Consider the following 13,376-nt stretch of genomic DNA (forward strand, 5'->3'; position numbering starts at 1 on the left):
TGGGCTTATGCGATACGCCCTCTGTCTATTTCATCCCTACGATTTGCATTAAGCTGTCAAAGCTATTAACTACTTCATAGCTAACTGGCATTTTTTCAACTGCCGCCAAGGTATCCACTTGTTCAAATTCGCTATTGTTACCTTGTGTCTGTTGCAGTTTGGCAAAAAACGCTTTGGCACTGGCGATTTTTTGTTTTTCGGTCTCTCTCAAGTCTATTTCGCTGGTAGAGCCTTTGGTCTCTGCGACAAAATAGACATGACGTACCTTGTCTTGATTAAAGGCAATCGCCCAGTCAGGGTTATAACCGCCAAATGGCGTGGGGATGACAAAGTTTTTGGGCAGTTTGGCATACACCACAACTTCATTGATGTGCTGTTCTAGCTCTGCCAAGAATTTGCGTTCAACATCCGAGTCTGTTTCCACATACTCCCAGACATGACGATTGGCTTTAATGGCGGTATCTGACAACGGAATATTACTCACAAAGATATCGTTACTGTCATACCGCTCAGATGTCAATTCATACGCGATATTTTGCACGATCAGTTTGGCCTGTTGCTCATTGATGAGACGGCTAACTTCGCTGATAAAGGCTTCTGGGTTATGTTTAAACTGTGAAAAGACCGCTGAGTTTATTTTACTCAATACAGCAACGACGGTGCCACGGGTCAGATTGGTACGGCTTGCCACTTGCCCGATAAGGTCATAGCGAATCGGCGTTTGTACATTGACACTGTACTGCTCACGATTAGACTGCACTTGCCCAAAGCTGTCACCTTGTCTGAGTGTGTCGTAATCTAGACTATCTTTTTGCTCAGATGTTTTGACGGTATAGGTGAGTGACTGGACAAAGTTGTTGTTACGCTCACGGCTAACTTTATCAATTTCGCTGATACTCCCAGCAATTAATTTTTCGCTATCAAGCTGGATTTGATAAATCGATTTTTGGTTGATGCGTCGCCATAGGGCTTGGAATTCTTTACGGTTTAGATTGTCTGGGTTGATGGTATTTTTGGGTTTATTACCGTTGTTAAACATGCTATCAAAGGCGTTGGGATTAACAACGCTGCCAATTAACTTATGAACGGAATTTTCAAATGGTTTTAATTCTTCTGGTAATTCTGGCAATTTGCCGTTTTCTTTATCTTGATGATAGCTTTCTGACAGATTACCTGCTTTATCCGTGTAACCATGCGAACGTAAATAGAAGAAAATTTCATTAGCTGTATCTGCATCAATGACCATTTGCCCACCCAGTTCACTCACCAAGGTTTTACCCGTAAAATATTGTGGATTGGCTTTGCTTGGGCGAGTGGCTAGATTTGCCAGCATTTCTTTTTGTAGATTACCGACAAATTCAGCATAGCTTTCATTGGTAATCACGGTTAGGTTATTGAGCCGATGTACTTCACCGAGTGGTAGATAGCCACTGTCCATGCGTGTGCCATGTTTATCCACGGCTAGACGTAATCCCCGCCCTACTTCTTGACGGCGAGAGATGACGTTGTCCGAGTGCTTAAGCGTACAGATGACAAAGACATTGGGATTATCCCAGCCTTCACGCAAGGCAGAATGCGAAAAGATAAAACGCACATTTTTACGCGCGATTTGTTCGTCACTATCGAGCCGTTCGGGGAAAGCAAGCAAGGATTCTTTGTCTTTTAAAATCAAGTCATAGGCATCGATGTCATCAGCGACCAGCACTTTTTCGCCCAGTTCTTCATCTTTAACGCTCTTGACATTGGGATCGACCAAGTGGCGGTTTTTATCAAGGCTAAAGTAGCCGTTATGGGTACTTTGGGCAGTGATGGATTTAAGGTAGTTTTGATAAGGGTCATTGGTTAAGTTTAAGTCAATGCGTTTGCCCACTTCTTCGCTGTAAGTCTGTTCGAAGATATCGGCATATTCCCCGTTCACCGCATTGCCGTCGCTGTCGTACTGGCGGTATTTGGCGACTTCGTCAATAAAGAATAAACTTAAAACTTTAATGCCTTTGTGAAACAAGCGTTGTTCGATATCCAAGTGCGAACGGATGGTTTCACGGATTTGGATACGGCGTAAATCTTTATCGTCGCCATCGCCTTTATTACTGTTGCCCTGCCCAACGTGTAGCACAATACCATTGGCAAATTCGATACTATCGGCGGTGACTTGGGTGACGGTATAGCGGTCTTTGTATTGTTCGGCTTCTTTGGATACCACAAATAAGTCATCGCCTTTTGCGACATTGCGGATTTCACGGCGAAACTCGCCTTTGGTTGATTTGATTTCTAGCTCTAGCCGTGCAACGGGCGCTTTGCTTGAGACAACCACGTCTTGCAAATACAGATAGCCATTTGTGCCCGTCAAGCCTTTGACTTCAATGCCTTTAACGGTGATTTTTTTGACCAGTTTTTGGTTATAGGCATCCAGTGCGTCAAGGCGATACACTAGGTTATAGTCACGCTTGTGGGTGGCGGAATAGCGTAGGATAAATAACGGGTTAAAGTTGGCAAGGCTTTGTAAGGTCTTGTCCGCGCCCATTTTTTGCGGTTCATCTAGGATGATAATAGGACGGTTACGGCGTATCACGTCAATGGGACGGCGAGAGCCGAATTCATCTAGGCTGGCGTAGATTTTGCGTGATGCTTCGTTGTTCGCCCCTTCTTTGATGGTGTTAAAGGCTTGCACATTAATAATCATGATATTGATACCGCCATCTGAGCTAAAGCTCTCTAGGTGGTGCAAGGCTTTGGAGTCGTAGATAAAGGCTCGTGGCTTTTTGCCGTATTCTGCCAGTAAGTCATCCGCCATCATGCTAATGCTTTTGTTCACGCCTTCCCGAATAGCGATACTGGGCACGACGATAATAAATTTTGACCAGCCGTATTGTTTGTTCATCTCAAATATGGTGCGTAAATAGGTGTAGGTTTTGCCTGTGCCTGTTTCCATTTCGATGTTGAGATTGAGCGGGCTTTGGGTCAGGCTGTCGCCTTTTTTGTTGTCAGCTGTGACAAGCTCGGTGGATTTTGGTAATTGTCTATTGGCTTGCACCGTTTGGATGTTTTTAAGAATTTCATTCAAGTCAAATAACGGCGTATTGGCAAAGCCGATATTTTCATCGTCTAACATATCATAGGTTTGTAAGGCAGAATTTTGCAATATATCAGTTTCGCCAAAATCTAGCCCTGCCTGTTGTGTCACGCGTTTGGGGGTTGGCTGTATGCCTCTATCGAGTGTGTAGCGGGTTTGCCCGATAAGCTGCTGTTGTCCACGGAACACATCGACGACGGCTTGCACGGCATCGAGTTGGTAGGTTAAGGGTTTAAAGGTGATTTTCATGTTTTTCTCCTTTTCCCTTAGATAAAGCGGACATCGGTATGCGGTGATAGTTGTTTAAAGCGTTCTTTGATGTTGGTTTTGTCGCTGTCGGTGGCGATGGCGCGTTCGCTGGTGATGAATTTGAGTGGATTGAGTGCGGCGATGTCATTGACCATGGTTGCGTCGATGTAGTCTAGGCTGGCAATCAATGAGTTACCGCCCACTTGGTAGATGGTGTGTCCGCCTGATTTGCTAGAAAGCTCGGTGCGTTCAATGGGCAAGGATAACGGCACGCCGGTGTCTAGCATGAATTGGAATAGTAAGTCTTCGTCGCTGCGGTCTTCTTTGATGTTGTTTTCGAGTGTGGCGAGTAGGTCTTGGTTGTAGTCTTGGGGGCGGTAGTAGATGTCGTTCATGTTGCTGGTGTCGATTTTTAGGACTCGAAAGCCTGTGTCAAGTTCGTTGATACCATCTTTATCGGCATTATCGGTTTTGATTTTTGCCCCTGCTCGGCGGATGCGTTCTTTGGATATTTCAGCGATGGTTGTTTGTAGATTGTTTTCTATACAAAAATCAAAAGCCTCTTTTAATTTATCTTCATTTATATTTTCATTAATTTGTACTAGGATAAACTTTCTTCTGCCTATTGATTCATCTTCAGCATTTAATTCAATGACAGCATTTGCTGTGGTAGCTGAGCCACCAAAAAAATCTAGAACAATTTCATTGTCCTTAATATTCGCCATTTGTATTAAAAGTTTAATTAAATCTACAGGTTTTGGATAATTAAAAACCTTTTTGTTATCAAACAATGATTTGATTAGTTTTGCACCACTATTTAAACCAATATCATCAATCCAAGTTGCAAATAATTTTTCATCACTGCTTTCATCTTCATATAATTTTTCGTAGGCAATCCAATTACCTTCATTGTCTTTTTGAAATTCCACCTTATTTTCATTTATAGCCTCTTTCATTGTTTTATCACCCCACCGCCAACAACCCTCTTTACCATCAGACAACATTGGATAAAGTTCAGAGCCATCAGGGGCGGAAATTGGATAGAATAAATTAGGTCTATCTTCTTTTCTGCTATTTTCACCCCACTTTCTTAAAAGTTGAGTTTTATATTTTCTATTTGTAACTTGTTCTACCTTATTAAAGCCAGAACTTTCCTTTTTATCTTTACCTGCATTAAATTTTGAAATCTCTTTCGCATAAACAAGAATATATTCATGAACAACTGCATAGTGCGTGCTATCTTGACGACCACCAGACCCTTTCCTTGGAATATTGGCTATAAAATTTGAAATACCAAAAATTTCATCGCAAATTTTTCTTAAATTTCCTTGCTCAACATCATTAATTGAAATAAAAATCACGCCATCATCCGACAACAGATTACGAGCCAATTTCAAGCGACTATACATCATCGACAACCAATCACTATGAAACCGCCCATTACTCTCCGTATTCGCCACCAACCGATTACCATCGCCATCCACCTGCCCCGACCGCTCAAAAAACGCCTGCGTATCCGCCGCAAAATCATCGTTATAAATAAAATCATTCCCCGTATTGTACGGCGGGTCAATATAAATCATCTTCACCTTGCCAAGATAACTCTCCTGCAATAGCTTCAACGCCTCAAGATTATCCCCCTCAATAAACAAATTGCCCGTCGTCTCAAAATCCACACTCTCCTCACGGCACGGGCGTAACGTTTTGGCTATCGGACTGTTCGCCGTCACAATCGCCTCACGCTTGCCCACCCAGTCAAGGCGATAACGCTCTTGTGACCCATCAATGACCGAATGCGATAATTCTTGCTTGAGCAATTCAAAATCAATGCCCCGCTCAAGCACTACTTCACCGTTCATATCACGGATAACCTTGCCTTGCTCATCGGTTTTTGGCTTCTCGGTGACACAGTTGGGGAACACCTCGGCAAGACGCTCAATATTGCTATCGACTAGGTTTGGGGTGTGCATTTTTAGTGTGGTCATGAATAGTCCTTATTTTTAATTGGTTTAAGCGGATTAGATGAGACAGCCTTGTTGTGGACTGTCGTCTAGCGTTTGTAGATACGCTAGCCCTTTGTCGGTTGTGCGATAGGCTTGGCTTGGATGCTGTAATGTTTTAGGATAAGCAAGTTCAAGTAACCCTTCCTTAAGCAAGGGTGATAAATACTTTCTGCGTATCGTATCAATCTCTCGATTGAGAAAATGTTTTAAAATACTACTGCTCATAAATTGCCTTTGACAAATTTGTAATACGATGCTTTTCGATTGCTCAGGGGTGAATCTGCCTTTAGCCCTTGCGGACGCTACAATGGATTGTAGATTTAGTAGCATATCATTACTTAAATCCCCTACTTCCTTGATGATAATGACATCATTAATCCCAGTGCTCGGCTCGTTAATCCCAGTGTTCGCCTCGTTAATCCCAGTGCTCGGCTCGTTAATCCCAGTGCTTAGGTCATTATTAAGGTAGCTAGAAACGTTATTACCAGTGCTTGCACCTGTCAAGGCTTGGTCATTACCTGCTAGGCTGTCGCAGTTATCAGTATAGCAACTATTTAAAAGGTAATAGCTGTTACTACTTTTACCATGTTGTAGTAAATAGTTGTTTTTACAAAATTTTCGTAAAATGCTACTCGCTTGAAGCGTATCTAATCCAATATTCTCTCGAATATCTTTATTGGTAATTTGCCCCATTTTCTTAGCAAGGATTAACACTTCGGCTTCTGTATCTGTCAAACTATCAAACTGCTTTAACCATAACATTTCTTCTTCAGCAATTAATTGTTGAAGACGTAGTACCGTTTCACAATCATTATTTGAAATCATTCATTGACCTTTTAACGGGTTAAATCTTTGAGCTGCTTTTGTAGCGTTTGTAATTGCAAATTCATCTCCACTTGCCGATTAAACTGCTTTTCTTTATACATGCGTTTTTGCAACTCATTGATTTGTTTGGTAAGCAGTGCCATTTTTTCGGTATGGGCAATCTTTTCTTCAATACTAGCAATCTTTTGATGCGTTGTAGATAGGTTAGCTCCGACGTTTGGCGACAAAAAGACATTCGAAGACGTTTTATTTGTCGTTTTGTTGGTATGAATAAGTAACTGCTCAATAAAATACTCATACAAATCCGCAATTCCAAATACAATCGGTAAATCTTCACGCTGTGTTAGGTCCTGCCAATCAGTTGCGTAGTATTTGCCTAGGACGAATTTTTGGCTGTCTGCTTGGCTTTGACGTTTATAGTTTGCGATGACTTTGATTTTATCGCCAAAGAGAATCTCAAAGATAATCGGTGATGGTATCAATTTATCGATAAACTGCAAAACTTCCGTATCTAGCCTTTCAACACGACTGACGATACTAAAAATTTGGATTTCTTTAATTGTCTCGCTATCGTTTAGATTAATTGTATGCGGTGAGAGCTTATACGCCCATCGGATACTTTCCACTTGCTCCACAAACAAGCGTTCGATACGGTGATTGGCACTGCCTCGTTGGTAGAACTTATTTTTTGGAATAATTTTATCCACTTTAGCCGTTGACGGATAGTGATATAGCATGGGTAACTTCCTTAGTTATATAGAAAACTTGTGCAAATACCCTATAAAGAAATTCATTCAGTACGACTTCTTATACTCAAATAGCCAACTGTTCCCTACCACTAATGTCGTAAGTAAGAAACCATCGTTGTCTAATTGTCTTCAATCACAATAAAGCTAATCAGTTCAAAGTCATTAAGCCCAGATACTACATCCACCAAGGCAGTCGTTGACAGTCCTGAAAATAAGCTATCAATATCTTTCTCATCTTTTAGCCGCTGAATCGAATGAATCACAATATCCAATAATGCCGAATACTGTCCCATGTTTCGTCCATCATCGGTTTTGCGGTTAAAAGACTCATACGCTTTTGGTATGGGTTGGTATATGCCACGACACGCTTTACGAGCGACATCTAGCAGATATTTGGCTTGGGTGTAATCATATACCACATCGCCACTTTGATTGATATACACCAAGTAATACGGATACAAACGATTGGCTTGATTACCTGCCATCTGGGGGTTTCTTGCTCTTAATGTAAATATAACGCCTGCTTCTAAGCCAATTTCTGGCTGTGCGGGTACTACGGTATGCAGCCCATTCGGTAGACGTTTTAGTTCCTCATGCACCTCTAAATACCCTAATAAATCCATACGAAAATCATTAAGCCCCAAGTCTGTAATAGACACACCTGTATTGGCGTCTTCTAGGTCTAGCACCTCATTTTGTAGCTTTTGCAGCTGCTCACGTCGATATGCCATATCGTTAGCTTGGGCACTTAAGACATTATCATCCCCTGTACTGGTCATATCGACAATAACCATGCGATTTTCCACCCGCTCTCTTAGATTGATATAATCGTCAAGACTGATATCTGGCCAATAATTTACCAATTGAATCACACTGTTTGATGAACCAATGCGGTCTACCCGTCCAAAACGCTGGATAATTCGTACCGGGTTCCAGTGAATATCAAAGTTAATGAGATAATCACAATCTTGTAAGTTCTGACCTTCTGAAATACAGTCAGTCGCAATCAGAATATCAATCTCCCGAGATTCTTCTGGAAAAATATCTCGTTTTTGTTTCGATTTTGGTGAGAACAAAGTTAATAAGCCCTGCATATCATAGCTCTGTCGACGCTTAACGCGGGTTTTGATGGTAGACGTATTATCGTTGCCTGTAATTTTGGCACTATGCAATCCATAGTTCTCCAATAAAAAAGGAGCAATGTTTTCATATAGATAATTAGCGGTATCCGCAAAGGCGGTAAATATAATTACTTTGTGATTACCGGGATTAATGGGATGCTGTAGCTTCTCAATGATATGACTTTTAACGTGTTGTAGCTTAGCATCATTCTTAGTGTCAATCGTAGCAATCATCCGTAACAACCCTTTGATGATTTCTCGATCACCATCAAGATCCATTCTCCAAGATAAGCGATCCATATCCGCCAAATGAATTTTCAACTTATTGCCAATTAAGTCTTCTGGATTAAGCAGTTCGCCGTTCTCATCTTGATCATACCCCATCAAAGGCGCAATACTTACTTCGTCATCTGCCGCACGCGCGTCAAAATCATCAATTTTCGCAATCACATTGCTGATACTTTTCTCTAGAAAAGTTAGCGTTAATCTAAATGCATGGATTGAGCTTTCAAGACGCTTAAGCAGATTGACCGTCATTAATGCTTGCAGACTACGCTCACGATCAACCTGCTTCAGTCGCCCTTTTCCTTCAACCAAAGTATCAAAAATCTCCTCATATTTACGCAAGGCGCTAGGGAAAATATACGTGACAGGCGCATAGACCGCCATTTTAATTAATGACAGCTCTGCATAAATTCGGTTGAGCGTTACAGCCTGTTTATCATTGGATAAGGGAGTGCGATATGATAGGGGTTTAAGACGCGTAGGAAACTGTCCAATAGCTGTAGTGTCATAGAATGTCTGGATATGTTTGCGCGATCTAGCAATTGTCACACTATCAAGCAGTTTAAAAAAGTCAAAATCAAGCAAGTTTAGGATTGCTTGGGTTGTACGTTCTTCAGGTTCTAGCTTTGCCCAAGTATTGAAACTTGCTTGTGCCCTACGAAAGATAGTCTCAATATCGCGCTCAGTGTCAAGTTTACTTTCTATAAAGTCTGCATTGCCTTCGTATGCCAGGGCTAGCTGATTTTTGAGATCCGTAAAATGATTATTTACAGGCGTCGCTGATAACATCAACACCTTGGTTTTTACTCCTTGACGAATGACCTTGTTCATTAAACGATCATAACGCGATTCTCGTTCCTTATACGCACCACGGTTACGAAAATTATGCGATTCATCGATAACGATTAAGTCGTAGTTACACCAATTAATTTTCGCCAAATCAATCCCTAACGTTTCACCATTGTTTCGAGATAGGTCAGTATGATAAAGGACATCATAACTAAAGCGATCGTTGGCAAAAATATTGGTGACTAAGTTGGCATTATAGTTGGTCCAGTTTGCCCCCAATTTCTTAGGGCAAAGTACCAGTACGCTTTTATTACGTAACTCATAATATTTAATCACAGCCAATGCGGTGAATGTTTTACCCAGACCGACACTGTCTGCCAAAATACAGCCATTATAAGTTTCTAATTTATTGATAATTCCAAAAGCGGCATCTTTTTGAAAATTGAATAACTTATTCCATACTACCGTATCTTGGTAGCCAGTTAAGTCATTGGGTATGACATCCGTGCTGATATCCTCCAAAAAATCCTTGAAGATATTATAAAGCATTAAGAAATAAATCCGTTCAGGTGGATTCTCCTGATATACAGATTCAATATGCTGCACGATTTGGCTAGTAACGTCTTCTACTTTGGTCGGATCATGCCAAATCCGATTGAAAAGCTGGATAAAGGTTTGTGTCGTAGATTGCTCATCAAAGCAATTAACCATGTTAGATATGGCATTGCCCTTTTCAAAGCCCAAACCTGTTGGGGTAAAACCTTGAATTGGCATGTATGTCAGAGATGTCTCGGGTTGTTGAATACTAATAAATTCCTGCATAGGTGCACTACTAGTGTTTGATTTAAATATCGCTTTTCGTCTTATCCAATCAGCACATTCTTTAGCGATTGCCTTTTGTGATAATTGGTTTTTTAGATGAATTTCAAACTCGGTACCATATAGGCTACTTTCACGATCAATTTTTGGAATAATAAACTCTCGTTTTTCCTTTTTGAGTTTTTCGGTTACATCTTCCGTAATAAATGTGGGTGATGTAAATACAAATTGAAGGGAATCAACTTTTTCTAATTCTTGTTTTAAGGCCGCATAAGCGTAAATTGAAAAATAGGAAGCAGCAATTTTGAGTTTAGATTGATTATTAAGATTCTTGCCAATATCTATTCCCAAAGTGCTATTGATGTTATCGATAAGTTTCATAAATAATCTGAGTTTATTTAATTGGATTTTATTGAGCTTATTAAGGTTTTAGGGTGTAAGTCAATATAAAATTCAAACAAATTTAATGTCGTGTTTCTAAATTATATAAGTTTATAACTGGCGCTCATTTAGATAATTACTCATATTATTCCAATTCCCACTCACTTGCCTTTTCTCCTCAACCGAATCATGAATACGAGCCAATTGAAACACATACGACAGGTAATTATTCTTTCCAATGTAGCTAAAACGCTGATTTAAAGCTTTACGGTAAATAATTTTATTTTTCACTAGGCTATATCCTCACTTCAAAAAGCAAATAAAAAGTGCCAAATACACCTAGATTCATAGGATTTAGTATAGGAAAAAATGGCATGAATCGCACTGACAGATGAACTATGGGAGCAGGTAGAGCATACTTTGACGTAGAATGGGTGTTACATCACTACAAACACTCGTACCGTGACGGAAGCTACATACGGTGTCATCAGCATGCAAGTGGAGCTAGGGCGGGCTTTGATAAACCAATTGGACAATGCCATGGTGGACGAACTACAAAAATCCATTTATGACAACTGTCGTACCAACATGCAAGAATGCCAAACAGCCAAATCCCAATTTGGATAGTTATTTATACAAGCTCAGACATTTAGTAGAAAATACGTTTACAAGGTTAAAGCAGTTTCGTAGTATGGCCACGAAATATGAGAAATTAGCTCGTAATTTTAAGTCGATGATTTACCTTGCTTGCTTAATAATCCAAGCTCAAGTGAATGAGGGACATGCCTTAATTTATCTTCGAGATAAGTTTGAAAAGCATGACCAATGAGCTCATAGTTTATTTATCAGAAAGCAACCCTGTTAAGCCAATCTAAATAAAAAAATCAAGGTTGTAGTCAGATTTCGGATTGGTCGAGAAATAACCATGGCACATTTAAGGCACAATTATGGCACAAAGATTTTTTTATGTGCCTTAGTGACAAAACGGGGTCACAGCAAATGAGTACTAATTAAATAAAATAGATTATCTAACTTGCTGATTTTAAAGCAATAAAAAAGCCACTTTGCTATAAAGTGGCTTTTTTGCTAATCACTTAAGATTAAGTGGAGCGGGAAACCCCGACCTTGGCAATGACGTAAACCTAAAATACCTAAATTTACCTTAAGCTGAAGTCCTTTATTTAAAAGGATTTCAGCTTTTTTATTGTCTTTATTATTTTAGAATTCTAGTGTATATTGAGGTATCTTTGATAGTTTTTGGTCACGTTAATTCTAACGTATTTATTTATAATTGACACCAACCTAAATCTGCTCTCCCCTATTTTTGAAAATTTTGTAAATCATATTATCAAAAATAACTAAATTTTTAATTAAAAATTTATTTAATATATTATCTTAAATATTTATTAAATAAAATTAAAATATACGTTTACTAGTATTTTTAAGGGATGATAGGTCAAATTAATTCTCTATCGATATTTATTTAATATTTTCTAAATGAAAAGGTAATGATTATGAATACTAAACTACCTATTAGCATTGAAGACCTGCTATATCAAAGGACGATTGAAAGTGAGCGTATTGAATACAAGGCTGATTGGAATCCTGAATCTATTTTGCATACCATCTGTGCCTTCGCTAATGATTTTCATAATTTAGGTAGTGGTTATATAGTTATTGGCATTGCCGAAGAAAACGGCATGCCTGTATTGCCACCTGTGGGGTTAGCTGCTGAGAAAATTGATAAAATCCAAAAAGAGTTGTTGAATCTTGAACGTACAGCAATCATTCCTGCCTATAACACATTGTCTGCGATTTATGATATTAAAGGTAAGTTGATACTTGTCTTATGGGTAATCGCAGGTGAAATGCGACCCTATAAGACTAAAGTAAGTCATGGTAAAGATAAAACTGACTGGGCATATTACATTCGTAAGCATACCAGTACGGTGCTTGCTAAAGGGAATGATGAGCAAGAATTACTAAGCCTAGCTAATAAAGTACCCTTTGATGACCGCTATTGCCAATTTTCAACGCTTAATGATTTAGAGCCCCATTTGATTCGAGAGTTTTTGAATCAGATTAAAAGCGAACTTGCTAAAGATGCTTATCATTTGTCGGTTGAAGCCTTGGCAAAACGCATGAACTTAGTCGGTGGTACCCCTGAGGCCTTATTTCCTAAAAATGTCGGCTTGCTGTTCTTTAATAGCCAACCCAGTAAATTTTTTCCTGCCACCCAAATTGATGTGGTGTATTTTCCCGATGGGGCAGGTGGTGACAGTTTTGAAGAAAAAATTTTTACTGGACCATTGGGGCGTATCACTCAAGATAGCTTAGATTACATTAAAAGTCGCTTTCTAAAAGAGACCGTGATTAAACATCCTGACCGTGCACAAGCGGAACGGTTTTGGAATTATCCATTCATTGCGATTGAAGAAGCAGTGGTCAATGCGGTATATCACCGCTCTTATGAAGAACGCAATCCCATCGAAATCCGCATTTATCCTGATGAAATCATCATATTAAGCTATCCAGGTGCAGACCGTTCTATTAGGCTTGATGACTTGCAAGCAGGACGTGCTGTAACAAGGCGTTATCGTAATCGACGTATTGGTGAATTCTTAAAGGAGTTGGACTTAACCGAAGGTCGCTCAACAGGTGTTCCCAAAATTTTACGAGCCATGAAAAAGAATGGTTCGCCTATGCCAACTTTTGAGACGGATGATGAACGCACCTATTTCTTAGTAAAATTACCCATTCATCAAAAAGCAATGCTAGATGAAAGCGTGATTGAGCAAAATACATTTACCCCCCAAGCTACCCCCCAAGCTACCCCCCAAGCTATAAAACTACTGACAAGCTTAAATAACTACGACAATCAGGTGATAACTCGTCAAGAATGGATGGATTTGTTAGGTTTAAAGGACAGCCGAAACTTTAGAAAAGTATACCTTAATCCCGCCCTAACAGCAGGGTTGATTGAAATGACCATCCCCGATAAGCCCAATAGCCCTAACCAACAATACCGTCTTACTACACTAGGTAAAGCAGTAGTGAAATAATTTAAACGAGATGGGGAGAT

The 13,376-nt window shown here is 39.8% G+C and carries 7 protein-coding genes and 1 pseudogene; 3 read left to right on the top strand and 5 right to left on the bottom strand.

The features are described 5' to 3' along the window. Positions 1-25 precede the first annotated feature (25 nt). From RTP55_RS05725 to RTP55_RS05745, 5 genes are all read right to left on the bottom strand, one after another. Positions 26-3,322 carry a type III restriction-modification system endonuclease gene (locus RTP55_RS05725; protein WP_312384857.1) on the bottom strand — a complete coding sequence of 1,099 codons (3,297 nt, stop codon included), beginning with the start codon at positions 3,320-3,322 and terminating at the stop codon, positions 26-28. 17 nt (positions 3,323-3,339) lie between these two features. After that, positions 3,340-5,307, bottom strand: coding sequence for a site-specific DNA-methyltransferase (locus RTP55_RS05730; RefSeq protein WP_312384859.1), 1,968 nt, complete (start codon positions 5,305-5,307; stop codon positions 3,340-3,342). A 33-nt stretch (positions 5,308-5,340) separates the two neighbouring features. Then, positions 5,341-6,150, bottom strand: coding sequence for a hypothetical protein (locus RTP55_RS05735; RefSeq protein WP_312384861.1), 810 nt, complete (start codon positions 6,148-6,150; stop codon positions 5,341-5,343). 11 nt (positions 6,151-6,161) lie between these two features. Continuing rightward, entirely contained in the window at positions 6,162-6,887 is a 726-nt protein-coding gene (locus tag RTP55_RS05740; protein ID WP_312384862.1) for a DUF4391 domain-containing protein, read from the bottom strand. 131 nt (positions 6,888-7,018) lie between these two features. After that, positions 7,019-10,294: a helicase-related protein gene (locus tag RTP55_RS05745; RefSeq protein WP_312384864.1), complete on the bottom strand. Its 3,276-nt coding sequence runs from the start codon at positions 10,292-10,294 to the stop codon at positions 7,019-7,021. A 462-nt stretch (positions 10,295-10,756) separates the two neighbouring features. Between RTP55_RS05745 and RTP55_RS11070 the strand changes: the two genes are divergently transcribed. The 3 genes and pseudogenes from RTP55_RS11070 (at position 10,757) to RTP55_RS05755 (ending at position 13,356) form a co-directional block, all read left to right on the top strand. Continuing rightward, positions 10,757-10,921, top strand: coding sequence for a hypothetical protein (locus RTP55_RS11070; RefSeq protein ID WP_409418421.1), 165 nt, complete (start codon positions 10,757-10,759; stop codon positions 10,919-10,921). Further along, positions 10,914-11,123 (top strand): annotated as a pseudogene (locus RTP55_RS11075) (transposase); the annotation flags it as partial. The gene RTP55_RS11070 and the pseudogene RTP55_RS11075, both read left to right, overlap by 8 nt. A gap of 685 nt (positions 11,124-11,808) precedes the next feature. Then, positions 11,809-13,356: a Fic family protein gene (locus RTP55_RS05755; RefSeq protein WP_312384866.1), complete on the top strand. Its 1,548-nt coding sequence runs from the start codon at positions 11,809-11,811 to the stop codon at positions 13,354-13,356. Positions 13,357-13,376: the final 20 nt, after the last annotated feature.

The sequence above is a fragment of the Moraxella sp. CTOTU47579 genome, assembly GCF_032004885.1.
GTDB classification, from domain to species: Bacteria; Pseudomonadota; Gammaproteobacteria; order Pseudomonadales; family Moraxellaceae; genus Faucicola; species Faucicola tetraodonis.

Excerpts from the sequence above, each read along its gene's own strand:
- RTP55_RS05725 (WP_312384857.1), bottom strand. The coding sequence starts at position 3,322 with ATGAAAATCACCTTTAAACCCTTAACCTACCAACTCGATGCCGTGCAA.
- RTP55_RS05730 (WP_312384859.1), bottom strand. The coding sequence starts at position 5,307 with ATGACCACACTAAAAATGCACACCCCAAACCTAGTCGATAGCAATATT.
- RTP55_RS05735 (WP_312384861.1), bottom strand. The coding sequence starts at position 6,150 with ATGATTTCAAATAATGATTGTGAAACGGTACTACGTCTTCAACAATTA.
- RTP55_RS05740 (WP_312384862.1), bottom strand. The coding sequence starts at position 6,887 with ATGCTATATCACTATCCGTCAACGGCTAAAGTGGATAAAATTATTCCA.
- RTP55_RS05745 (WP_312384864.1), bottom strand. The coding sequence starts at position 10,294 with ATGAAACTTATCGATAACATCAATAGCACTTTGGGAATAGATATTGGC.
- RTP55_RS05755 (WP_312384866.1), top strand. The coding sequence starts at position 11,809 with ATGAATACTAAACTACCTATTAGCATTGAAGACCTGCTATATCAAAGG.